At 65.6% G+C, this 23628-nt stretch carries 21 protein-coding genes and 2 pseudogenes; 15 read left to right on the top strand and 8 right to left on the bottom strand.

Annotated elements, in window-relative coordinates:
* Positions 1-58: 58 nt before the first annotated feature.
* Both AB4Y72_RS17715 and AB4Y72_RS17710 read left to right on the top strand, forming a co-directional pair.
* On the top strand, positions 59-664 hold the full coding sequence (locus tag AB4Y72_RS17715; protein ID WP_441427452.1) for a DUF1326 domain-containing protein: 606 nt from the start codon (positions 59-61) through the stop codon (positions 662-664).
* Positions 665-1432: a DUF2182 domain-containing protein gene (locus tag AB4Y72_RS17710; RefSeq protein ID WP_441427451.1), complete on the top strand. Its 768-nt coding sequence runs from the start codon at positions 665-667 to the stop codon at positions 1430-1432.
* A 536-nt stretch (positions 1433-1968) separates the two neighbouring features.
* Here AB4Y72_RS17710 and AB4Y72_RS17705 read toward each other — a convergent pair.
* The 3 genes from AB4Y72_RS17705 to AB4Y72_RS17695 form a co-directional block, all read right to left on the bottom strand.
* Positions 1969-2661: a hypothetical protein gene (locus AB4Y72_RS17705; protein WP_441427450.1), complete on the bottom strand. Its 693-nt coding sequence runs from the start codon at positions 2659-2661 to the stop codon at positions 1969-1971.
* 107 nt (positions 2662-2768) lie between these two features.
* Positions 2769-4055: an ABC transporter permease gene (locus AB4Y72_RS17700; RefSeq protein WP_441427449.1), complete on the bottom strand. Its 1287-nt coding sequence runs from the start codon at positions 4053-4055 to the stop codon at positions 2769-2771.
* Entirely contained in the window at positions 4052-4750 is a 699-nt protein-coding gene (locus AB4Y72_RS17695) for an ABC transporter ATP-binding protein (RefSeq protein ID WP_441427448.1), read from the bottom strand. The genes AB4Y72_RS17700 and AB4Y72_RS17695 overlap by 4 nt, the downstream gene beginning before the upstream one ends.
* A 325-nt stretch (positions 4751-5075) precedes the next feature.
* Here AB4Y72_RS17695 and AB4Y72_RS17690 point away from each other — a divergent pair, with 325 nt between their 5' ends.
* From AB4Y72_RS17690 to AB4Y72_RS17675, 4 genes are all read left to right on the top strand, one after another.
* Positions 5076-6353: an MFS transporter gene (locus AB4Y72_RS17690; protein WP_441427447.1), complete on the top strand. Its 1278-nt coding sequence runs from the start codon at positions 5076-5078 to the stop codon at positions 6351-6353.
* Positions 6354-6368: 15 nt separating this feature from the next.
* On the top strand, positions 6369-7436 hold the full coding sequence (locus AB4Y72_RS17685) for a hypothetical protein (protein ID WP_441427446.1): 1068 nt from the start codon (positions 6369-6371) through the stop codon (positions 7434-7436).
* Between the two features lie 157 nt (positions 7437-7593).
* A complete protein-coding gene (locus AB4Y72_RS17680) occupies positions 7594-8868 on the top strand; it encodes an MFS transporter (protein ID WP_441427475.1) in 1275 nt (424 codons plus the stop codon).
* A 97-nt stretch (positions 8869-8965) separates the two neighbouring features.
* A complete protein-coding gene (locus AB4Y72_RS17675; RefSeq protein ID WP_441427445.1) occupies positions 8966-9268 on the top strand; it encodes a hypothetical protein in 303 nt (100 codons plus the stop codon).
* Here the strand turns inward: AB4Y72_RS17675 and AB4Y72_RS17670 are convergent.
* Together AB4Y72_RS17670 and AB4Y72_RS17665 are read right to left on the bottom strand one after the other, a co-directional pair.
* The gene (locus tag AB4Y72_RS17670; protein WP_441427444.1) at positions 9228-11009 is read right to left on the bottom strand and encodes an alkaline phosphatase D family protein; all 1782 of its coding nucleotides are present in this window, start codon (positions 11007-11009) and stop codon (positions 9228-9230) included. The two genes, AB4Y72_RS17675 and AB4Y72_RS17670, sit on opposite strands and share 41 nt — an antisense overlap.
* 52 nt (positions 11010-11061) lie before the next feature.
* Positions 11062-11850: a potassium channel family protein gene (locus AB4Y72_RS17665; RefSeq protein WP_441427443.1), complete on the bottom strand. Its 789-nt coding sequence runs from the start codon at positions 11848-11850 to the stop codon at positions 11062-11064.
* A gap of 240 nt (positions 11851-12090) precedes the next feature.
* Here AB4Y72_RS17665 and AB4Y72_RS17660 point away from each other — a divergent pair, with 240 nt between their 5' ends.
* The 6 genes from AB4Y72_RS17660 to AB4Y72_RS17635 all read left to right on the top strand — a co-directional run bounded on the left by AB4Y72_RS17660 (position 12091) and on the right by AB4Y72_RS17635 (position 20207).
* Entirely contained in the window at positions 12091-12957 is an 867-nt protein-coding gene (locus AB4Y72_RS17660; RefSeq protein ID WP_441427442.1) for an MIP/aquaporin family protein, read from the top strand.
* A gap of 296 nt (positions 12958-13253) precedes the next feature.
* The gene (locus AB4Y72_RS17655; protein ID WP_441427441.1) at positions 13254-14723 is read left to right on the top strand and encodes an APC family permease; all 1470 of its coding nucleotides are present in this window, start codon (positions 13254-13256) and stop codon (positions 14721-14723) included.
* Positions 14720-15955, top strand: coding sequence for a saccharopine dehydrogenase family protein (locus AB4Y72_RS17650; RefSeq protein WP_441427440.1), 1236 nt, complete (start codon positions 14720-14722; stop codon positions 15953-15955). Before AB4Y72_RS17655 ends, AB4Y72_RS17650 begins: the two co-directional genes overlap by 4 nt.
* 312 nt (positions 15956-16267) lie before the next feature.
* Positions 16268-18199 carry a primary-amine oxidase gene (locus AB4Y72_RS17645; protein ID WP_441427439.1) on the top strand — a complete coding sequence of 644 codons (1932 nt, stop codon included), beginning with the start codon at positions 16268-16270 and terminating at the stop codon, positions 18197-18199.
* An 18-nt stretch (positions 18200-18217) separates the two neighbouring features.
* Positions 18218-19420 (top strand): alanine racemase, encoded by a 1203-nt coding sequence (locus AB4Y72_RS17640; RefSeq protein WP_441427438.1) that lies wholly within the window; start codon positions 18218-18220, stop codon positions 19418-19420.
* A gap of 415 nt (positions 19421-19835) precedes the next feature.
* On the top strand, positions 19836-20207 hold the full coding sequence (locus AB4Y72_RS17635) for a VOC family protein (RefSeq protein ID WP_441427437.1): 372 nt from the start codon (positions 19836-19838) through the stop codon (positions 20205-20207).
* A 25-nt stretch (positions 20208-20232) separates the two neighbouring features.
* Here the strand turns inward: AB4Y72_RS17635 and AB4Y72_RS17630 are convergent, their stop codons facing one another.
* A complete protein-coding gene (locus AB4Y72_RS17630; protein WP_441427436.1) occupies positions 20233-20898 on the bottom strand; it encodes an FMN-binding negative transcriptional regulator in 666 nt (221 codons plus the stop codon).
* 62 nt (positions 20899-20960) lie between these two features.
* Positions 20961-21431: pseudogene (locus AB4Y72_RS17625) on the bottom strand (DMT family transporter); the annotation flags it as partial.
* On the opposite strand from AB4Y72_RS17625, the pseudogene AB4Y72_RS17620 reads away from it, so the two are divergent.
* Positions 21432-21752: pseudogene (locus tag AB4Y72_RS17620) on the top strand (PLP-dependent aminotransferase family protein); the annotation flags it as partial. It abuts the pseudogene before it with no gap.
* On the opposite strand, the gene AB4Y72_RS17615 reads toward AB4Y72_RS17620, so the two are convergent.
* Positions 21749-22090, bottom strand: a complete 342-nt coding sequence (locus tag AB4Y72_RS17615) for a YnfA family protein (protein WP_441427435.1) — start codon at positions 22088-22090, stop codon at positions 21749-21751. The pseudogene AB4Y72_RS17620 and the gene AB4Y72_RS17615 sit on opposite strands and share 4 nt — an antisense overlap.
* Positions 22091-22165: 75 nt before the next feature.
* Between AB4Y72_RS17615 and AB4Y72_RS17610 the strand changes: the two genes are divergently transcribed.
* Both AB4Y72_RS17610 and AB4Y72_RS17605 read left to right on the top strand, forming a co-directional pair.
* Complete coding sequence (locus AB4Y72_RS17610; protein WP_441427434.1) at positions 22166-22963, top strand: dioxygenase family protein; 798 nt, start codon at positions 22166-22168, stop codon at positions 22961-22963.
* A 143-nt stretch (positions 22964-23106) separates the two neighbouring features.
* Positions 23107-23622 (top strand): universal stress protein, encoded by a 516-nt coding sequence (locus AB4Y72_RS17605; protein ID WP_441427433.1) that lies wholly within the window; start codon positions 23107-23109, stop codon positions 23620-23622.
* Positions 23623-23628: the final 6 nt, after the last annotated feature.

The following is a 23628-nucleotide window of genomic DNA, read 5'->3' as shown; positions in this document are numbered from 1 at the left end:
GCTCAGGGCCGCGAGGAGAGTTAATTTCCGGGGGGAGCCTCTTCGAAAGGAGCCCCAAATGCCGTGGCATGTCGAAGGCACATATTTTGAGAATTGCAATTGCGACATGGTCTGCCCGTGTACGGCGACAGGACAGACGGCACCGGCGGACAACGAACGCTGCAACGTGGCCTTGGCTTTCCACGTCGAAACCGGCGAAGTGAACGGTGTCGACGTCGGCGGCCTGACTGTGTGCGTCGTAGCCGATACTCCGGCGATGATGAGCGACGGGGGCTGGAAGGTCGGCGTTCTGATGGATGCCGCCGCCTCCGCTGAGCAGGCCGAAGCGCTCGGTGCAGTCTTTGGCGGCCAGCTCGGCGGACCGATGGAGGGCCTCGCACCCTTGATCGGTGAAATGGCGGGCATGGAGTCCCTGCAGATGGCCTACGCCGACGACGGGCGCAGCCACCAGGTCCGTATTGGCAGTGCAGTCGACATGGTGGTCGAGGACTTCATGAATCCATTTGATGCCACAGGACGCGGAGTGAAAATCAGCGGGGTCGGATTCCCGGCGGACACTCTGGCAGCCGGCACATCCAGCACCGCCCGCGTCGACGTGTTCGGGATGACCTGGGATAACGCCGGGAAGAACTCCTTCTCGGCCCCCTTCGCCTGGTCCGCGTAAGTGCCGGGCACCAGCCGCCTGACAGTCAGCCACCACGCCGCAGAGTTGGCTCTGGCCGGGTGTGCCGCCCTGGCCTGGTACCTCACGTTCTCAGGCCTCGCCGACATGTCCACAGGCCCGGGAACCATGGGGCTGGGGCTCTGGGGTTTCCTGGCGGTGTGGGCGCTGATGATGGCCGCCATGATGCTGCCGGCCCTGGCGCCGCTCACGTCGACGTACCTCAGGACCATCCGTGCCGTACCCAGCCGCCGCATCAGGGCGATCCGGACAACCGCCCTGGTCGGCGGTTACCTCCTGACGTGGACCGGATTCGGCGTCGTTGCCTACGCGGCTGCGACGCTCGCTGGACTCCTGGCTGAGGACGCGCCGGATATCGCGCCCTGGGTGGGAGCTGCCGTGCTGGTGGCGGCGGGCGCGTACCAGCTGACCCCGCTGAAGGATTTCTGCCTCAGGCACTGCCGGTCGCCCATGGCCTTCCTGCTGCACGTATCCGGATACAAGGGCCGCCTGCGGGATGTCCGCGTCGGCATGTACCACGGCGTGTACTGCGTGGGCTGCTGCTGGGGCCTCATGGTGGTGCTGATCGCTGTTGGCGTAATGAACCTGGCATGGATGGCGGCGCTCACGGTGGTCATCTTCTTGGAGAAGACGTGGAAATACGGACCCGCCCTGAGCCGGATCACCGGGGTGGCGCTGATCGTCTTCGGTTTCTTCGTCCCGTCGCACCCGGAGCTGCTGCCTGGGCTCTCCATGACTGCGGGCATGTGAGGGGCGGTGGTCCCGCTCACGCCGTCCCAAAAGGTGATCCGGGTCAGACTCTGGCGGCTCCTGTGACTGTGACGGGTTTTTGGACTCCCGCCAAAGCCATCTGAGTCATCCTCTGGGGGTCAGTCTGGGGCGCACAACCGTGGCCTCGTCCTCCGCAGGGTGTGCGGTGTCGAGGGAATTGCTTGAATGCCAGGAACTCGTTCACCCCACTGACCACTCCGTTCAGGGCCGAGTCCAGGCGGCCCAGAAACTGCCCCACGACAGGCGTCCCGGACAACGACGGAGCACTCAGCGGCGGTTCTCCCCCCGCGGACCAGCGCGCATCGCTGAAAGGACGTAGATCCCGGCACCCGCGTTGAGTGCCGCGAAGAGCAGGGCGGAACCAAGTGCAGTCCAATGAAGCCGCCGCGGACGCCAGACGCCTATCCCAGTCACCCTTGGCCCTCGCGAAGGCTGGCATCGGCTGGGACCAGCTCGGCGCCGCGAGTGGGGGCATCCTCGGTACCTTGGCCCGCGGTCTGGTGCGTCCGGCGCGCTTAGCTGAGCAGGGAAACGGCGCGTGCGATGACGAGGGCCAGAAGGACGAATCCGCCGGCGGCTTCCAGCCCCATCATGACTTTCGCCCGGCCCGAGAGCGGCATAGTGTCCGTGGGGCTGAACGCCATGGAATTGGACAATGAGAAGTACAAGTAGTCGATGAACGAGGCCACCCATCCCGTCCGCCTGGAGGATCTTGCCGCTACTTCCTCAATCGCATCGTGGTCTTCGTCCTGGGGGAACCGGAAGTCTGCCACGGGCATGTCCTTGCGGTCGGCGTGCCGGCGGGAGACGGGTCCGCCGCGGTCCAGCTCCCAAAACACCAGGGCGAACGCGATGATGTTCGTGACCCAGATCTGCAGGGCGGCCAGCAAGATGGTGGGCCCGTTGCTGTTGCCGGAAGTGGTGAGCAGAATGATCAGCTGGACCAGGGCAAATCCGTTCGCCGCGACGAGCAGCAGCGCCTGCCCGGTGGCCAGGTTCTTTGACCACCGGGTTTCCTTGTGGAGCCGCCGGGGATTCAGGATCAGGAGCGGAATCAGCATTACGAGGCCGACGGCGACCACCGTGTACCGCAGTCCCGGAATGAACGCGCTGGGCAACGTGGCATACAGACCCAGCGCGATCAGTAGCGCGAGCACCGCAGGCCACCGGTGCTCGGCGCGGGCTTGAGGGCTATCAGTATTGGGCATTGCCTGAGTCTATTTGCTTCAGCGCAGCCTTCCTTCACTTCCGCATCCCGGGACCTGGGCGCGTTGTTTTGCGGTTCCGGGCCCGGGACAGCCCTCAGCGGCGTGGTTTATTCGTAGCGGAGCGAGTCGATGGGGTTTTGCCGCGCTGCCCGCCAGGCCGGGAGGGTTCCGGCGATGAAGGCGATGGCCATGACCAGGAGGATAACTCCTGCCACCGACCCCGGGGCGAAGGCAAGGATGTGGAGGCCGGCCAGATCGCTAAGGGGTCCTCGGGCGAGGGCGCCGCTGACGGCCGTGCCGAGTGCGATGGCAACGGCGGAGCCGATGGCGCTTCCGAGGAATCCGATGAACGCGGCTTCGGCGCTGAAGAGCGCGAAGACGGATCCGCTACCCATGCCCATGGCTTTCATGAGGCCTATTTCCCGGGTGCGTTCCTGGACGGACATCAGCAGGGTGTTCACGATCCCGAAGCCCGCGGCGACCAGGGCGATGACGGCGAAGGCGTCCAGGACGCCGATGATGCCGTTGATGACGGTCCTGACGGTGCCGATCCGGTCATCGAGGGTCTGGGCCGTGTAGCCGGCAGCAGCGAGCCCGGCCTTCATGTCGTTGACCTGCGCGGCGGAGGACGGGGCGAAGGTAGCCGTCGCGTTGGCCCAGGCCGTCTTTGACGCGGCGGGCGCGCCGGTGCCCTGGGCATCGGCGAGGGCGGTTGAGAGCGCCTTGTTGATGAAGGCGCCACCGCCGCCTAGCAGGGCGCTCTGTTCGACGCCGATGATGCGGGCGGTGATCGTGTGTGTGGTTCCGGTCGCGTCGGTGATGCCGATCGAGGCGTTCTGACCGGCGGCCTGGTTATTGTCGGCGAAGCCCAGCGGTGCCACGTAGCTGGCGGGGAGGATTAGCTGCGGCTGGGTTCCGGCATCGTCCAAGGCGGTGCCTGCCGCGAGTTGGGGCTGTGCCCCGGCGAGCGGGCTGACGGACAGCTGGTACTTGTCATGGTCTTTCCACTGGATGTAGTCCGGGTTGAGCCGGGTAACCGGCGTGACGCCGGTGATGCCAGGGACGGCGCGGATCGTGTTCAGGTCGGACTGGCTCAGGGCCAGCTGGGTTGAGCCGGGCCGGCCGCCGGCCGCAAGGACCCTGGTGCCGGCGTCGTATTTCCTTGGTCCGGAGACGGGACTGCCACTGGTATCGGCCTTGCCCACCGTGAAGGAGTTGCTTGAACCGACGGCGGCGATCTGGCTGTCGATGTAGTTCGAGATGCCGGTGCCGAGGCCGTTGGTGATGGTCAGGGTGAACGCGCCGACGAAGATCGCCAGGATGGTCAGGAACGTGCGCAGCTTGCTGCGGAAGCTGTTCGTCATGGCGGTCTTCAGGATTTCGAGCGGTTTCATGCCGCGTGCTCCTCGTCGGTGGTGATCAGCAGGCCGTCGCGGATATACAGGCGGCGGTTGAAGCGGGCGGCCAGATCGTGGTCGTGCGTGACCGTGATCAGGGTGATGCCGTGGTTGGTGTTGAGGTCGAACAGGATGTCCTCGACGATGCGCCCGGTGGCGGTGTCCAGGTTCCCGGTCGGCTCGTCCGCGAACAGGACCTGCGGGTTGTTGACCAGGGCCCGGGCGATCACGACCCGCTGCTTCTGGCCGCCGGAGAGATTACTGGCCTTGTTGCGGGCCTTGTCGGCCAGCTCGAGCTGTTCCAGGACGGCCATTCCCCGGGTCCGCCGTTCCCGGGCGCCCACCCCGGCGATCTTCAGCGGCAGCACGACGTTCTCCAGCACGCTGGAGGCCGGGTTGAGGAAAAATTGCTGGAAGACGAAGCCGAACATCGAATTCCGCAGCGCATTGAGCCGGCGCCCGTTCAGGGTCTTCGCATCGGTCCCGTCTACCTGGATCTGGCCGCCGCCGGGGGAGTCCAGCAGCGCGAGCAGGTGCATCAGGGTCGACTTGCCCGAACCACTCTTGCCCACGATCGCCACGGAATCGCCGCGTTCGATCTCCAGGGTGACGCCCTTGAGGGCATCGAAACGGTCGGGCCCGCGCCCGTAGGTTTTGGTCAGGTCGTTCGCGGACAGGATTGGCACAGACATGGGGTTCCAATCAGGAGTCGGAAATGGGAGGAATCGGATGTGGGCAGGGGGCGGTCGGAGTCAGGCAGAGATCCGCGCTGCGGCGTCGAGATTCCGCCAGCCAACGCGACTGATAACTAACCGTCCGGTAAGTGCACGCCGAGCGTACGGCATGTAGGTGATAGAAGGCTGGGAGGCCTGCGGCTCAAGGATTTGAGACGAGTTCCGTCGGGATATTTTTGCGGGAATCCTCCATAAACTTGGCCCTATCGGATCTTCGGGAAAGTAATCTGCCTCGGCTGCAGGGTGCGCTGCCGGCCAAGCTGCGCGGAAAGGCGGTGTCGTGATGCCCCCTGACAATAGCGGCCCTACCGCGGCCGGGATGGCGCCCGGGACTCCGCAGCCGCGGGGTGCGGGCGACCTGTTGCGCGCGCTGCGGGTGCGGAATTTTGCGCTTTTCTGGGCGGGCCAGCTGATCTCGGGCACCGGCACGTGGATGCAGATGGTGGCGATGGCCTGGCTCGTGCTGGACATCAGCGAGTCGGCAGCCGTCCTGGGCATGGTGACCACTCTGCAGTTCCTGCCGCTCTTGATGTTCGTGCTGCCGGCAGGGGTCCTGGCCGATCGCGTCCCGAAGCGGACAATAATGATCGCAGCCCAGTCGCTGGCTGCGATGCAGGCGCTGGTGCTCGGCTTTCTGGCCCTGGCCGGATCACCGCAGGTCTGGCAGCTTGCCGCCCTGGCGTTTGCCCTGGGTGTGTCCAACGCGTTCAACAATCCTGCACAACAGGCGTTTGTCCCCGAGATGGTGGGGCCAGCGCTGGCGCCTGATGCCGTGGCCATGAACAGTGTGCAGTTCAACTCCAGCCGGATGATCGGCTTCGCCTTGGGTGGATTGGCGGTGGCACAGCTTTCGGCCGCGGCCGTTTTCTTCATGAACGCCGCGAGCTTTGCGGCGGCATTGGGCGCCTTGCTGGCCCTCCGTACCGGCGAGCTTCGCCTCTCCCAGGGCAAACCTGCCCGACACGGTGCCCTACGGGAGGGCCTCCGCTATGTCCTTCACACCCCTGCCGTCCTCTTTGTCCTCGGGGCACTGGCCGTGGTGGGGACCTTCGGCTACAACTGGCCGGTCGCAGCGCCGCTGCTCGCCCGGGATGCGCTGAACGTCCAGTCAGTCGGTTTCGGCGCACTGATGTCCGCATTCGGGGCAGGTTCACTGGTGGCCGGCATCGCTCTGGTAGTCGTCGGAGGCAGCAGCGAACGCCGAATGATCGCCTCGGGCGGTGTCCTTGCACTGACATTGGTTCTCCTCGGCATCTCCCGGAACTACCCGGTGAGTCTGGGTCTCATGACGCTGGCAGGCCTCAGCGGCACAGTCTTCACGACGACGGTCAACACCCGCCTCCAAATACTCGCGCCGGACCGGCTTCGCGGCCGGGTCATGAGCCTGTTCGTGCTGCTGCTCGCCGGCACCACGCCGTTCGGTTCGGCCTTGCTGGGACTGGGCGCGGAGGCCTTCGGCGTCTCGGCCACCATCATCGGATTCGGTGCCATCACCTTGGCGGGGCTGGCCGTTCTGCTCGTCTTTCACGCCCGGCGAGGCCGGTCTGTCCCCGTTCGATGATGCGAGGATGGTCTCATGACGCCGCAAGTGGACATCCTGCTGCAGGGACCTCGAGGGCGTCGTCTGTGCCTTGAGCTGGCGATGGAGCTGGATCCGGACATCAAAGCGATGGTGTTCCGGCTGGGGTACGGCCTTGATGCTGGCAGGGGGACATCGAGGGTCCTACTGAGCGCCGTCGCCGCCGGTGACCCTGAGATGCCCGGCCACACTCCGCCCCCAGAGCAGCTGGCGGCCAGGCTCGCGTCCCTGAGGTTGGCCAACCCGGACCCGGAATTGATGCAGGTGGCGCTTGCGCGGTCCGTCGATACTGCAAGGTATTGGCAGGAACCCGATGGAGAGGACCTCCTCGCGGGGCTCCCGATCATCACTGCCGCTCTGTCCCCTCTGGCTCGGCAGCTCATGGCAGCACCGGCCATCCAATGGTGGTGCCAGCCTCGCGGGGCTGAGCAGTGGGCCATCGACTGGAGTTCGTCAAACGGCGCGGCGCCGCTGCCGAAGGCCCCGCGCCAGACGCCGACGGAGTGGTCGCGCAAGGAACGCGCCCGGGAAGAACGGGCTGCGCGGGAACTCCCGCTCGATCCTCACGCCAACGTCTCCGGAGCCTGGTGGTCGATCCCGCACGGGCTGGTCCACACCGTCGGGCAGGTCCCGGCCGGGCTGAGCCTCGTGGAAGATTCCCTGGGGTGGGCGGATGCGGCCACGGTTCCGTTGCACGGAGCGGGCCGGACTCTCGAGATCGGCACGGCAGCTGACTGGATATCGCTGTGCCGAAGGTTCCCCCTTGACATCACCGCGTCGCGACGGCACGACTGGTTCCGGGCGACCGGACGCCAGGGCCGATGGGTGATCCCGGACTGGGAACAAGTGGCGGGCGAGTGGGACGCCGTACACCTCACAGTCCTGGCTTACCTCGGCGGCGCAACGCGTGCACTCCAGGTCGACACCGAGACGGGAACGGTCATCGCCGGGTGGGACCCCGACAGCACGCTCTGGCTCACGGACGTCACGCGCGAATCGGATGGCCCGCGGCAAACGTGGCACCGCGCCTCGCCCGGGGACCCTTGGACGCGGATACAGACTTAGCTCGACCGCACGCGACCGGACCCGACCAGGCCGGGCAGGTCGCCACCGCGGGCCGCGCTAGTCTGTCGAGACGCGTCAGCACGATCTGGCGCGCGCCGGTACGGGCGACGAGAATGGGTTCGTGCCACCTCCTCGCTCTGGCGGGGACGGCGACGTGATGAACGCCGCCGCCCGAAAGATTCAGCGCATCTACCTGACGTTGACGCTGGGCAATACCGTTGCGGCCTCGTTCATCTGGGGGATCAACACCCTCTTCCTTTTGGATGCCGGGCTGACCAACCTGGAAGCCTTTGCCGCGAACGCCTTCTTCACGGCAGGCATGGTGCTGTTCGAGGTGCCCACCGGGGTAGTTGCCGACGCGTGGGGGCGCCGCGTTTCGTTCCTGCTGGGCACGGTGACCCTGGCCGGATCGACCTACCTCTATTACCTGCTCTGGCAGTTTTCCGCCCCGTTCTGGTTGTGGGCGGTGGTGTCGGTCCTGCTCGGCCTGGGCTTCACCTTCTTCTCCGGAGCAGTCGAGGCCTGGCTCGTCGATGCCCTGCGCTTCTCAGGGTATGAAGGCGGGATGGAGATGGTGCTGGGCCGGGGGCAAATGGTGGCCGGCTTCGCGATGCTCGTTGGCTCGGTGGCCGGCGGCGTGATCGCGCAAGCCACCAATCTGGGCGTGCCGTTTCTGCTGCGCGTGGGCGTGCTGTTGGCCATGTTCGTCGTGGCCTTTGGGCTCATGCACGACGTCGGATTCACCCCGGAACGCTCGACCCACCCAGTCCGGGCAACCCGGGCCGTCCTGTCCGCCTCGATCGAGAACGGCTTGAAGAATCCACCCGTGCGTTACGTGATGCTGGCCGCGCCGTTCAGCGCCGGCGTCGGGATCTACGTGTTCTACGCCCTGCAACCGTATCTGCTTGAGCTGTTCGGGGACCCTCACGCGTATTCCGTCGCGGGCCTGGCGGCGGCCATCGTTGCCGGGGCTCAGGTGTTTGGCGGCTGGGTGGCGCCCAGGGTCCGGCGCCTCGTCCGCAAACGCACGACGGTGTTGATCCTCAGCAGCATCATGGACGCAGCGATCCTGGCCATACTCGGGTTCACCCAGGAGTTCGGGGTCGCGCTGATGCTGCTGGCGTTTTGGGCGCTGGTCTCTTCGGCCGGCATCCCGGTGCGGCAGGCGTACCTGAACGACATGATCGCTTCGAAGCAACGGGCCACCGTGCTCAGCTTCGACTCGCTCATGGGCTCAAGCGGGGGCGTGGTGGTGCAGCCTCTCCTCGGCCGGGCAGCGGATCTGTACGGCTACCCGGCGTCACTGGCGATCGGCGGCGTGATCGAACTGGTCGCGGTGCCCTTCCTGTTTGCCAGCCGCCGCCAGCGGCACCACGCCGACCAAGCCAACGCCCCGGCCGGCGCGACGAACACCGGATCGCTGCCGGCATAGGGCGCCTTCGGGATATATCACTTCGGTCAGGTGCCTTACTTGGTGGGGCCTTCCGGGCCTACAGTTGGGCCTGTAGACCGTCGACAGGAGCGCCACAGTGATTACCCTGCAGATCGAACACCAGGTCCGGGATTTTGCCATGTGGCGGAAGGCATTTGACAGCGATCCGCTGGACCGCGCCGCGTCGGGCGTGCGGTCATACCGGATCTCCCGCCCGCTTGACCAGAATGACTACGTGATGCTCGAGATGGACTTCGATACGGAGGCGGCGGCCGTGGACTTCCTGGGCCGGCTGCAGAACGACACGTGGAAAACGGGTGTGACCGCGCCCGCGCTCGTGGGTGAGCCGTCCACGAGAATCATCGAAACGGTCGCCATCGAGATGGTGCCCGCCCGCTAAGGCGGGCACCGCGCTGGGTTGCGGACCGGCCGCCGGCCGCAGGACGAAAGCCTAGATGCCGCCGATGCCCCGCGGCGGGGTGCTCGGCGCTTCGCGGCGCCACCGTGAGGGAGGCGACACGTTCCAGCCCGGGGCGGGAGTGGTCCCCGTCCACGACGCCTTTCTGCCACCACAGCTTCAGCCCCTCCGGTGCCGCCTCCAGGCAGGCCAGGTTGTTGTCGAACCATGGGCCCTTCAGGCTGGACCAGCGGAACGGCGGGTCCGGTACCTTGGCCGAGCGGGCAACCAAGGCGCCGACCGGCGCGGCGAGCCCGTAGGACATGATGGCCGCGAAGGACCTCATCAGCCGGGGCAGGGGGTTGCGGATGGGGGAGGAGACCGCCTGGAGGATCCGGCTGCCCGAGTCGCGGTCCACTTCCGCAACATAGGAGTAGTGGACGTCCCCGGAGAGAAAGGTGATTGTTTCCGGGGCGCTCCCACGTTTGCCATCGGCTACATCGGTCACCAGCGCCGCCATCCCGCGGAAGCTGTTCTGAAAGGCGCCCCAGTGTTCAAGGTCCAACGCCTGGCGCATCGTTTCGCCGGCCCGGGCCGCCAGTTTCCCCCACGCACCTTGAGAAACGGCTTCGTTCCAGGACTCGACGTAATGCAGGCCCATCGGCAACAGGAAAGGCAGCGATGTCGCGACCAGGAGGTGGCGGAAGCCGCCCCGCATGCGGCCGTCCAGCCACGCCATTTCCGCCTCGTCAACCAGGGCACGATCATCCGGCGCCAGGTCCCGGGCAGCCCGGGAATCCACCACAATCAGCCGCGTGTCGCCGAAGTCCCGGCAGTAACTCCACCGGTACGACCCGGGGTCCTGATCGGCCCGGTCAGCGAACCTGTCCAGTTCCGGGCCGACGTCGATTTCGTCCCCGCCCGTGTGCCGGGCGATCTGCTGCCAGAGATCGTCCTCGGCCCGTTCCTGCGGTGAGAGGTTCCCCAGATGCTGGTACACCCAATACGAGGCCAGGCCCGCGACAATCCGACCATGCCACCAGGAGGTGGCCTCCATTTTCTTCTTCCAGCTCAGGGAGGTATTCCAGTCGTCGCGGATGTCGTGGTCATCGAAGATCATGGCGCTGGGCAGGGTGGACAGCAGCCACCGGTTCGCGGGGTCTGACCAGGCCAGGTAATACAGGTGGGCGTATTCCTCGTAATCCTTGAGCTCCTCGCCGGGCGGCGCTTTGATGTCGCGCCGCGCGCTGATGAACTCCTGCATCTGCTCGCTGGTCAAGTCGGCGTAAACCTGGTCTCCGAGGAATGCCACCAGATCCGGCCACGGCGGCCCACCGCCCGCGGCCATCCGCAAAGCATAGGCGCGCAGCGAATCGACGCCGTGGGTCCGGTTGCCGGTCGCATCGTGCGGCACACTGGTCCGGCACGTGCCGTAGGCCATGCGCAGCGGCTTTCCGGTCTTCAGCGTCGCGATCATTGACGGCGGGAACCCGGACGAGGGATCGGGCCAGACCGGCGTTCCGTCGACCTCGACGACGTAGGGCGTGACCGTTCCGGGCTCCAGTCCGTCCAACTCCACCAGCGCGTAGTGGTGACCGTGGACTGCGAAGGTCCTGGCTGCCCAGTCCCTGCCGCCGGCATGGATGGAGATCCGGGCGGCAGAGCGGGTCTCCAGCCAGACACTCGCCGAGGTCTCATCCACGTACCGCATCATGGGGCCGAGCACCAGGGGGAAGGTCACCATGACTCAGTTGTACCTGTTCAGCCCGGACGCGGCCATGGCCCGGCGGAGAAGGTCAGGACCCGCCTTGCTGCGAGTCCGGTTCCTTGCGCGGGTTGTCCTCCGCCGGGCTATTGTCGATTCCGCCCGGCCTTTGCGCCAGCTGGTCATGGAGCCTGTTGATCTGGGCGGTGAGCCGGGCTAGCTCGTCAGCGCCGGTGAGTTCATCCGCTTTCTTACGTTCATTCGTCGCGGCGGTCACACTTTCAACGAGCCAGGAAGACACCGCCGCCGTGACCATGCTCAGGACTGCAAACCCGCCGACCATCAGCGCGGACGCAGCCCACCGGCCCGGGACGGTTACGGGGTAAAAGTCGCCATAACCGATCGTTGTGATGGTGACCACCGCCCACCACAACGAGTCGCCCATCGTGGTGATGTTCGCGTGAGGAGCGCCCTTTTCGAAATTGAGGACGCTCAGCGCGACTGTGTAGATCAACAGGATGGCGGACACAAGGACGTAGGCCATGACGCGGGCTCTGATGGCGGTGCCGGGGGCCCGTTCCATGACCCGGCGCAAGGTGAACGGACGCAGGAGCCGCAAGGGTCGCGCGACCGGGAGGACCACCATGAGCAGGTCCATGGGGTGCCGGACGAACCATCGGCCCCGCTGGGGCGCCAGAAGCAGCTTCACGATGTAGTCGACGCCGAAGGCAAGCCATGTTGCCCCCACAAGAAACGTCAGCGCGGCGGCATAGGGATCCGGCGGTTCAGCGATGACCAAGATGGAGTAGGCCGCCAGAAACAGGAAAGCCGCGCCGACGAGGGGCCATTCGGAATACTTTTGCCAGGTTTCTTGCGTCATGGCTGAATCGTAGGACTTTGTTGCGTGGATGTCCGCACGAATCTGCAGCCGGGGTCCCTCCGAGCCCGGGCGGGGGCGGCTGTGCCTTTCCCCGGACGGAAGGGCGGCTGCCGGGTGGCAATTTGCGCAGCGCTGACAACCGGACCGGGCGGCGGTACATTAAGGGTCTCAGGTGCCGGCCCGCCCGCGGACAAAGAGACGGGCGAGGCGCGACTCCAGAACCGGCGGAGGCGACACGCCATGGCGGAAAATCAAGGCAAACAGGGAAGCGAACGCAGGGGCGCGCGCGAGGTCCGGGAGCGCAACCAAAACCTCGCCAGCGAACTGGGAGATGTCGAACAGAACATCCTGTTGCGCATCGAGGACTTCAACGATCCCCGCCAGGAATGGCGGCGCCTGTTCTCGGAGTTGTACGGCACTTTCCTGCTCGTCATCGTCGCGGCCGGGGGCGGCATGATGAGCCAGGCGTTCCCCGGTGTCATCAGCCGCACGGCGGCCGTGGTGGCCCCGGGCCTGATGGTGATGGGAGTCATCCTGTTCATGGGCAAGATCTCGGGAGCGCACCTGAATCCTGCGGTCAGTATCGCGTTTGCGCTCCGCGGCGACTTCCCGTGGCGCCGCGTGCCGGGTTACATCGTCGTTCAGCTCATCGGCGCCACCCTGGCCTGCCTGCTGCTGCAGGCCGTGGTCGGCGTCTCCGCCACCTACGGCTCCAACTATCCGGCGGCGGCCTATTCGGCTGGCGCAGCGTTCTGGATGGAGGCACTGCTGACGCTGGGGTTGGTGAGCGTCATCCTGGGAACCGCTTCCGGGGCCCAGAATGTCGGGTTGCTCGGGGCGTTTGCGGTATGCGGGTACATTGCGTTGGCCGGGCTGTGGGGTAGCCCCATCTCGGGTACGTCGATGAATCCAGCACGAACGTTTGGGCCCGATCTCGCCAGCGGCAATTTCAACGACTACTGGGTCTACGTCGCCGGGCCGCTGGCCGGCGCGGTGGTCGCCGTCGGTATCGCCTTTCTCTTGCGCGGCGCGGGCGGCGGCAAGTCCGGTTCGGGGGCCGCGCAGGGTGACCTCTTCACCCAGGCCGCTAAAGAAGAGAAACAATAACGGCACTTTTCACGGACACACTTGCTCGCGGAAACCGCGGGCGGGATTTCCGGTGCGCATTTTCCTAAATCGGATCTGTCCTCCTCTTGCGGGGAATCCTTGCAGGCTGGATCATGTGCATTGTTACCCGCGGGGTGTCCCGTTCTTCTTTGGGTAAAGGCTTAACTCCGGCTTTACCGGCGCTGCCGGTTCCTCGGTAGGGAGACAATGTGGCAAATACCGTTCACTCAGGGACTAAAGAGGTCGGCAGCAAGGGGTTAAAGGGGGGCGCTCTCGGTCTCCTATCGAGTGTGGTGGTGGGTGTCGCTTCAACCGCCCCCGCTTACAGCCTGGCGGCAAGTTTGGGATTCATCGTCGTCGGCGGCACTCTCTTCGCGGGCGTTAAGGCGCCCGGAATCGTTCTTCTCGCTTTCATCCCGATGTACCTCATCGCGGTCGCCTACCAGGAACTGAACAAGGCGGAACCTGACTGCGGCACAACTTTCACCTGGGCGAGTCGGGCATTTGGGCCGGTCACGGGATGGATGGGCGGCTGGGGGATCATCATCGCCGACATCATTGTGATGTCCAACCTGGCTCAGATAGCTGGCGCGTATTCATTCACTTTTGTCGGAGGATTCGGACTGCCCGCAGTCGCGGAGCTGGCGAGCAACGTCATTGCGACAACGATTGCCGGTCTGATCTGGATCGCGTTGATGACCTGGATCTGCTATCGGGGCATCGAGATCACGGCCATCGTGCAATACGTGCTGCTCTCCTTTGAAATCATCATCCTGATTTTCTTTGCGGTCTTCGCGCTGGTCAAGGTGTATTCGGGAACCGCGGAGCCGTACTCCCTGATCCCGCAGTGGGACTGGTTCAATCCCTTCACGCTCGACTTTGGCCAGACGATTGCCCCGGCAATGCTGACCGCGATTTTCATTTACTGGGGCTGGGACAGTGCAGTCTCGGTGAATGAGGAGACGCAGAACCCGGAGAAGACCCCGGGGCGCGCCGCCATCATCAGCACGGTCCTCCTGCTGGCCACCTATGCGATCGTCACCGTGGCCGCCGTGGCCTTCGCCGGAGTCGGCGACTCGGGAATCGGACTGGCAAACCCGGCCAACTCCGCCGACGTCTTCTCGGCCATCGGACCCACATTGTTCGGCGAAGGCCCGGTTGGGTCCATCCTCATGACGCTTCTCGGATTCTCCATCCTGACGTCGGCGTCGGCCTCGACGCAGACGACCATCCTGCCGACAGCCCGCACGTCGCTCTCGATGGCCGTCCACAAGGCGATCCCGCAAAAGTTCGCGCGAATCCACGCCAAATACCTCACGCCGACCTGGTCCACCATCGGCATGGGCCTCATCTCCGCGTTCTTCTTCCTCGTTTTCACGTTCATCAGCCCGTCCCTGCTTCTCGCCCTGATCGGGTCAATCGGGCTAATGATCGCGTTCTACTACGGCCTGACCGGCCTCGCCTGCGTCTGGTTCTACCGCAAGACACTCACATCGTCATTCCGGAACTTCGTGATGCGCGGACTGTTCCCGCTGGCGGGCAGCGTCATGCTGGCGGCCGTTTTCGTTTACGGTCTGTCCAACTTTGCCCAGCCTGATTGGTTGCAAGACGCAGACGGCAACAACGTGACGATCTTCGGTATCGGGGCCGAGGCTGTCGTGGGCATCGGCGGCCTGCTGCTCGGCGCCGTGCTCATGGGGATCTGGTGGATCCGAAAGCCGGACTTCTTCCGCGGTTGGACGCTGCCGCGGAGTTCTGACAAATGAGGATCCTATGCATAGGCGCCGGTGGCGTGGGCGGCGCAGCGGCCGGGATCGCGGCGCGGCGGAGCTTTTTCGAAACATTTGTCGTCGCGGACTACGATCTGGCGCGTGCGGAAGCTGTGGTTCAGTCCGTTCCTCCTGACTTGAGGCAACGCTTCAAGGCGGTGTCCCTGGACGCATCGAGCCAGGCGGCCGTTACGGATGCGATACGCCGGCACGGCATCACGCACGTCTTCAATGCCGTTGATCCCCGTTTCGTGATGCCTATCTTTGAAGGCGCGGCGGAGGCCGGTGCAACGTATCTCGATATGGCCATGTCGCTCTCGGCGCCGCATCCTGAGCTGCCGTATCAGCTCCCCGGCGTGAAACTGGGTGACCTGCAATTTGAACGGGCCGGGGAATGGGAAGCCGCCGGCCGCCTGGCCCTGGTCGGAATGGGCGTCGAGCCCGGCCTGTCGGATGTTTTTGCCGCTTATGCCAAGGAGTTCCTTTTCTCCGAGATCGAAGAATTGGCCGTTCGGGACGGGGCTAACCTGGAGGTCGAAGGATATGACTTCGCCCCTTCATTCTCGATTTGGACCACGATTGAAGAGTGCCTTAATCCGCCGGTCGTCTACTCCTCCGACGACGGATGGAGGACCACGGAGCCATTTAGCGACCCCGAGGTCTTTGATTTTCCCGAGGGCATCGGGCCTGTCGAATGCGTCAATGTGGAGCACGAAGAAGTCCTTCTCATGCCGCGCTGGATTGATGCAAAAACCGTGAATTTCAAATATGGGCTTGGCAACGAATTTATCGACGTCCTCCGGGTTCTTCACAAACTTGGCCTCGACTCCACCAAACCGGTGGACGTCAAAGGAACGTTGGTCAGTCCCCGGGACGTCGTCGCCGCGTGCCTGCCGGATCCTGCCACGCTCGGCCCCAAAATTACGGGCAAAACGTGTGCCGGGGTCCTCGTGCGAGGCAAAGACAAGCAGGGCAGCCGGCGAAGCTCATACCTCTACCATGTGGTTGACAACGCGTGGACCATGGAGAACTACGGCAGCCAATGTGTTGTGTGGCAAACGGCCATCAACCCGATCATTGCTCTCGAGCTACTCGCCGCGGGGATCTGGACCGGGGCAGGCGTCTTGGGCCCAGAGGCTTTCCCCGCCAAGCCATTCTTGGATTTGATGGCCGCCCCTGAGCCGGCGGGATACGGATCACCCTGGCACATTCGCGAGGAAACGAGTTGAGGGCCCGCGAGTCCTCCAGCGGCTCCGCATCATCGGTGCCAGCGTCAACGTGAAGGCGGGTAAATTGCAGCAGAATTGGCTGGTTGAACAGTTCCCCGGCCCCTACACTCATCTCATGAAGCCACCGCGTCGTGGCCAGCACCGCGGCTGCATGGCGTCTTCTGAGGTTCGTCCGCCCGGGTTGCTCGCAGCGACGTGCACGCCGGGCGGGAGCGCGATGCGGCTACCACTGCCTCCCGCGTAGTCCAGTGTTGGACAGCCGGGCCCTCCCGGATGATCCTGCTTTCGTCGAGCTTTCCAAAGGAGAGCGCCGTGGAAAATTCAGCACAGTTTCATCCACTGGATCCGCTCAGCGCGGACGAGTTCCGTGCGGCGGCGGCCTTGCTCGCCAGCGCACAGGGCGTCACGTTTCCCGCGTGGCGGCTGGCAGCCATAGAGCTCATCGAACCGGACAAGGCCGCCGTCGGTGCCTTCGAATCCGATGCCGATGGGCCGGTTCCTGATCGGATCGCCGGCGTGAACTGCTTTGAACGGTCCTCCAACAAGACGTACCAGGCGCGGCTATCCCTGACTCGCGGGGTTGTCATCTCTTTCACCCATATCCCGGGAGTTCAGGCGAACATGACCGTGGACGAGTGGGAAGAAGCTGACGCAGCGCTGCGCAGCCACCCGCGGGTGATCGCAGCGCTTGCCAAGCGCGGCATCACCGACCTGTCCCTGGTGTTCATGGACGTCTGGACCTATGGCCTGATGCTGATCCCCGAAAAGTACCAGGGACGCCGGATCGGCTGGTCAGACACCTGGGTCCGGGCCCGTTCGGGAGCCAATCCCTATGCAGGGCCGGTCAACGGCTTGCACTGCATCATTGACCTGGCCTCCATGGAGCTGCTGGACATCGAGGACACCTTTGCGGTCGACCCTCCCGAGATCATGGGCGAATATGTCCCGGCGCTGATCCCGGAGCGGCTCCGCAGCGTAAGCACCCGCGAGCCGCTGAAGCCGCTGGCCATTGTCCAGCCGGAGGGCGTTTCCTTCCGGATTGATGGCAACAGGATCAGCTGGCAGAACTGGTCCATGCGCATCGGGTTCAACTATCGCGAAGGGATGACCATTCACCGGGTCAGCTATCGCGACGCGGGCCGCGAGCGGCCGATCGCGAACCGCCTCTCCTTCGCCGAAATGGCGGTTCCCTACCGGGACCAGAGTGAGGACCACTACCGCCGCACCGCGTTCGACGTCGGCGAATGGGGTCTGGGATTCATGACGACGTCGCTGGAGCTGGGCTGCGACTGCCTCGGGGAAGTGCGGTATCTGGACGCGGTCATGCACAACTCGGCGGGGGAGCCGTACACCATCAAGAACGCTATCTGCATCCATGAAGAGGACGCAGCGGTGCTGTGGAAGCACATGGACCACGACGGCGGCATTGAGGTGCGCCGCATGCGTCGACTCGTGGTGTCGTTCCACGTCACCGTGGCGAACTACGAATACCTGGTCTACTGGCGCTTCTACCAGGACGGGAACATCGAGTGCGAGGTACGGGCCACGGGAATCATGGTGGTTACGTATTTCGCCGAAGGCCAGGAGCATCCGAGCGGCACGCTGGTGGACAACCGGACCTACGCGCCCTACCACCAGCACTTCCTGATCGCCCGGCTCGACTTGGACATCGACGGCGCGGCCAACACGGTCTACCGCTCGGAAACCGAGATAGTCCCGATGGGCCCGGACAATCCATACGGACTCGCCCTGCACCAGAAGAAGACCCCCATCACGTCCGAGGGGCCCGACGACTATTCGTGGGAGACCCAGCGGGCCTGGACGGTGACGAACGACAACTCGCTCAACGGAGTCGGGACCCCGGTGTCCTACAAACTGCTGCCCGGCGCAGCGTTCCCCTCATTCTTCGACCCGGCGTCCCCGGTTTTCCAGCGCGCGGAGGTCATTGGGCACACGGTATGGGTGACACCGAACAACGCCGAGGAACGGTGGCCGGCCGGCGAGTTCGTGAACCAGGGCGCGGGCGGCCTGGGAATGCCGGAATGGGTGCGCCAGGGCCGGTCCGTGGAAAACACCGACGTCGTCGTTTGGTACGTCTTCGGCATTCACCACATCCCGCGGCCGGAGGAGTGGCCGGTAATGCCGGCCGACACCGTCGCGTTCTGGCTCAAGCCGGTGGGCTTCTTCGACAGGAACCCGGCGCTGGACGTCGAGGCCGTACCGGAGGCCGACGAGTGCCACTAGAGTGTTGAGATTATGGATGTGAGCAGGGTCAACGGAAGCCAGGGCGGACCTGACGGAGCCGGCGCGGCTGGGTTCGGCGCCGGCCCGGCATATCCACAGCTGCGGCTCAACAGCGCTGCCCTTGAGAACAACATCAGCGTCATGGCGGCGTGGTGCCGGGAGCGGGGCGTGGAACTCGCCCCGCATGTCAAGACGACCATGTCGGCACCGATCATCGAGCGGCAGATGGCTGCCGGTGCCGTGGGCGTCACCGTCGCCACCGTGGATCAAGTGGCCTCGGCCCTGAAGTGGGGACATGACCGCGTTCTCGTTGCCAATGAGATCGTCGACCGATTCGGTCTGATGCGTGTCCGCACCTGGCTTGGCGAAGATCCGGCACGGGAAATTCGATGTTTCGTCGATTCGGCCGCCGGAGTCGGGGCGGCCTCGGAGGTATTCGGCGGCGGCCCGGCAGCCCTTGAAGTGATGATCGACGTCGGAACACCCGGCGGCCGCACCGGAGTGCGCAGCCTCCCCGAGGGCCTGCTCCTGGCCGGGCTGGTCCACGCCGCACCGGGCCTGAGGCTGGTCGGCGTTGCCGGTTACGAGGGTGTCGTGCCCAACAGCAGAGCCGAAGCCACGGTCACGGCAGTTGACCGGCACTGCCGGCTGGTGCGGGACGTGTTCCTGGAAACGGCGGCGTTCTTCGAGACAGCCACGCCCATCTTTTCCATGGGTGGATCCGCATTCCCGGACCGTGTGGTTGAGTTCCTTCCGGACGCCGCCCGGGTGCCCGGCACCAGGAATATCCTGCGATCCGGGTGCTACGTCACCCACGATCACGGCACGTACGCCGCCGTCAGCCCCGTTCCGGGTCTCATTCCGGCGATTTCCGTTCGCGCCGTGGTCCTGTCTACCCCCGAGGAGGGGATGGCCGTCGTCGGGGCCGGTAAACGGGATCTGCCGTACGACGCCGGACTGCCGATCTTCCTGTCGGCCCGGACCGCCGAAGGTGGCACCAAGAATAACGCGGCCGGCGTGGTACGCAATCTCTTCGACCATCATGCGGTCCTCACAGGAGTGACCGGACTGGATGTCACCGACACCGTGGATTTCGGGATATCCCATCCCTGCTCCGCGTTTGATCGCTGGCCCGAATACGTCCTCACCGACGCAGCCGGCAAGGACATTGACGTGTGGCACACAGACTTCGGCCGATCGTCCCTGGCCACTCGTAGCTGAGGCGCGGCGGCGGTCCTGCACGCGGTCCTTCGTCGGCGGATTCCGCTACGGTAACGGACCCGGGACGCGCAAAAGGCCCGGCGCTACGGGACTACCCATAGCGCCGGACTTTTTGGATAGCGCCGGTCCGAAAACGCAGCGAAAGCGGCTGTGAAGAGGAAGCCGAGAGCGTTCGTCAGCGTCTCCACCGCATCCTTAGCGCCCACACATGCGCCGTGGCCGCCGGGCCCGGCTGCGAGGGCGCCAGGCGGCTGTGCAGGCGGCGAGGGTGGCGGGCGCCGGGTCCGAAGGCCCTGTCCCGCGGCCCTGAACAGTGGGAGCATCCGTGGGTAAGCACAAGGACCCGGGTACTGCCGCCACGCCCGGCGCGACAGTCCGGTCACGTCGACCGGATCGGTCCGCCAAGGAGGTTCTGATGATCACTGCCACGATGGTTGTAGCCACGATTCCGGTCACGGATCTGGAGCGCGCGAAGGCGTTCTACGGCGACGTCCTCGGCCTGGCTCTCTTGTGGGAAACCCCCGCGGGAGCCCGGTTCAGCTGCGGCTCTGCCAGCGAGATCTCCGTCTTCAAGCGCCCGCCGGTCTCGACGGAGCACACGCTCGCCCACTTCGAGGTGGACGACATCGAGGCCGTGGTTCAGGACCTGGCCGCCAGGGGCGTCGTCTTCCTGGACTACACCGAAGGTCCCCTGGCGACGACGGGCCACATCGCGCAGCTCGGCCCGGCGAGGGGTGCCTGGTTCCGAGACCCTGACGGCAACACCCTCGGGCTTCGCCAGGGCTAAGGAGAACTCACCCCGCCCGCTCCGATCAGGCCCGGGCTCCGCCGGGGTGTGGGCATCGAACCTGGTCCCGGGCCGCGCGTGCCGCCTCGACGTCGGCGGCGCTCTCCAAGTCCCCGCGGGCCCGCAGCCCGGCCACCACGCCATCAATATCGGCGTCGGGCCGGTTCTGGCTGAGTTTGTGCTTCGCTTCGATCCGGGTGATCAGAAGCTCGACGCCGACGATGGCGCGCAGCTGGCCGGCTATGTAGCGCTCGGGGGCCTCATCGACCGTCCAGGGCCGGTCTTCGGCGGCTTCGTTGTGATCGCTCAGCCGCCGCACATGGCTGGCGAGCCAAAGGGGATCGTCGTGGATGACCAGCTTGCCGTAGACGTGGGCCGTGGAGTAATTCCAGGTGGGAACGACGCGTCCGTGCTCAGCCTTGGAGGCATACCACGACGGCGAGATATAGGCGTCCGCTCCCTGGACGATGACGAGCGATTCGCCCAGGGCGGCTTCTGACCACTGGGGGTTGTTGCGGGCGAGGTGTCCGTGCAGTGCGCCGTGGTCGCCTGCCTCGGCGTCATAGATATACGGCAACAGCGTGGCAAGCATGCCGTTTGCGGTGGCGGTGACCAGATTGGCAGCGGCCGGGCGGGTGAGCAGGTGCTGGACGGAATCCGGGCTTACAGCAAAATGTGCGGGGATGTACACGGAGATCTTCCCTTCGGATCGTGGACTAAGTGTGGATCGAACGCGGGGTGCAGGCGGCCCGGTCAGCGGGCCCGATTCGCCCTCGCCATCACCTTCCCCCCTGACCCTGAAGGCCGGGCGGCCCCGGGCCTGGAGCGGACGGCCAGCCCGGCGCAGAAGATGACCACGGTGCCGCCAATAATGGTGGCCCATGTCAGGTCCTCGCCCAGGATGAGCCCGGCCCAACAGATGCTCAGCACGGGCTGGACCAGTTGGATCTGACTGACCTGTGCCATGGGTCCGATCGCCAGGCCGTGGTACCAGGCGAAGAAGCCAAGAAACATGCTCACGATCCCAAGGTACGCGAACGCGGCCCACTGCGCCGGGGTAGCGGATGGAGGATGTCCGGCCATGGAGGTCGCCGCGAGGCACACCATGAGAGGGGAGACCAGGACGAGTGCCCAGGAGACGGTCTGCCAGGCGCCGAGTTCGCGGGCCAGTTTGCCGCCTTCCGCGTAGCCGATGGCTGCGCAGAGGACGGCGCCGAAGAGTAGCGCCGGCTGCGCCACCAGCTTCTGAGCCGCCGGGACCTGCTGCTCAACAGCCTTAGGGAGCACGCTCCGCTGGCCCACGTCGCACACGTCCCGAGGGGCGGGCTCAATCTTTGGGCGCGCCTGCCCGACGGGACCGACGTCGACCGGCTCGTCCGTGACTGCGAGGATGCCGGGGTCATCATCGCCGCCGGCACCGACTGGTTCCCGGCCGAACCGGCCGGGCCGTTCGTCCGGCTCAACTATGCCGGGCCTAACCAGGGTGCTTTCCGGGAAGGTGCGAGGATCCTCGGCCAGGTCCTCGGGCGCGCAGCAGGTCTCTAGGCTGGCGGCGCCGGCCGCGCGAACATGATGACGGCGACCCCGAGCAGGCAGATGGCCGAACCGAGGATGTCCCACCGGTCCGGCCGGAAGCCGTCGAAGATCATGCCCCAGGCCAGGGAGCCGGCCACGAACACGCCGCCGTATGCGGCGAGGATCCGCCCGAAGTGGGCGTCCGGCTGCAATGTAGCGACGAAGCCGTAGATGCCCAGCGCCACGACGCCCAGCCCGGCCCACCACCAGTCCCGGCCCCCGCGGACGGACTGCCAGACGAGCCAGGCCCCGCCGATTTCGGCGGCCGCGGCCAGGATGAACAGCAGGATCGTTTTTGCGATAGTCACGTCATCATGATGGCACTAGCCTTCCCATCGGCCGTGAAGCTTGAAGCTTCAATCAATTCGGGGTACCATGTTTCCATGACGCAGACCACCGAACGCCCTCCGGTCCTCTTCCTCAGCCACGGCGCCCCGCCCCTGGCCGATGACTCCACGTGGACCCGCGAACTCAATTCCTGGTCCGGTACGTTCGGCAAGCCCAAGGACATCCTCATGGTGTCCGCCCACTGGGAGAACGCCCCCGTGACGCTCAGTGCCACCGGGCGTGATCCCGGTTTGGTCTACGATTTCGGCGGCTTCCCGCAGAAGTACTACGAAGTGGCCTATGACTCCCCGCAGGCACCTGAACTCGCAGCCGAAGTGGAGAAGCTCGTGGCCGCCCACGGTCACCACGTGGAGCGCGACGAAAGCCGCGGCTTGGACCACGGTGCTTATGTTCCGCTCAAGGAGATGTACCCCGGAGCGGATGTCCCGGTGGTGCAAATGTCCATGCCGACGCTCGATCCGCAGGGGTTGTTTGACCTCGGGATGTCCCTCGGCCCCCTTCGCGATCGGGGCACGCTGATCGTCGGATCGGGATTCACCACGCACAACCTGCGCTGGTTCAACCCGGCCGGGGGACCGGACATCACCCCGCCCGCGGCCTCCAGCGAATTTGACCACTGGGCGGAGGAAGCCATGGCCCGGGGCGACGTCGACTCGATCCTGGACTTCCTGAACAAGGCACCGGCTGCCCGCGAGGCCCACCCCCGGAGCGAGCACTGGGCTCCTCTGTACGTTGCCCTCGGCGCGGCATATGGATCCGGCGACATCCAGGCCAAGACCGCGATCGACGGCTTTTGGTTCGGTCTGTCCAAGCGCTCGTGGACTCTGACCTAGGCACAAGGTCCCGCATGCGATCGCTCGCGTGCGGGACCCGTGCCCGCGCCCTTCGCCGAGGGGCCGCGAGTAGGCATAATGAAGGCGTGGATTCACTGCATGCCTTCACGGCATAACTGGCCGCCGGATACAGGTCGCGGCTCATGGTTCCCATGGAGTCTGTCGAGGACTTCGAGCAGGCCGGTGCCGGTGTTTGGTCGGACGGCCCGCTGGTTCTCGGCGTGCCCTGGGATTTCGATGAGCGGCTGGTACGGGCCGCCGCGGGGCTGGCCGTCATCATGGACGCCCACCTGATCTGCGGATTTGTGGACCCGGCGAGCTATCTCACGGAGTGGGAGCCTGAGGGATCGCAGCCAGGCACCTCGCTGGATCCTGTCCCCAATGTCGACGCCGAATTCCCCGCCGGCCAGATTCTCGCCGCGCTCACCGGCGTGCTCGGACGGCCCGGCGGGGCGTGGACTTTCAGGGTGCTCAACGGGGAAGTTGCTCAGGCCCTGGGCCGGCTGGCCGAAGCCACGGATGCGGCTGCGCTGATCGTCGGCGGGCAGCGGCCCGGGCGGGTTGCGAGGATGGGCCGGCTCCTGGAAGGTTCCGTCAGCGTTTCCTTGACCCGCCTGCAGGCCCGGCCGGTGCTGATAGTTCCGCACTCCGGCGCGTGAAACGCC

Source organism: Arthrobacter sp. YAF34, from assembly GCF_052113245.1.
Taxonomy (GTDB): domain Bacteria; phylum Actinomycetota; class Actinomycetes; order Actinomycetales; family Micrococcaceae; genus Arthrobacter.
The sequence above is the reverse complement of the archived record's forward strand: the minus strand, read 5'-3'. Positions and strand labels throughout refer to the sequence as shown.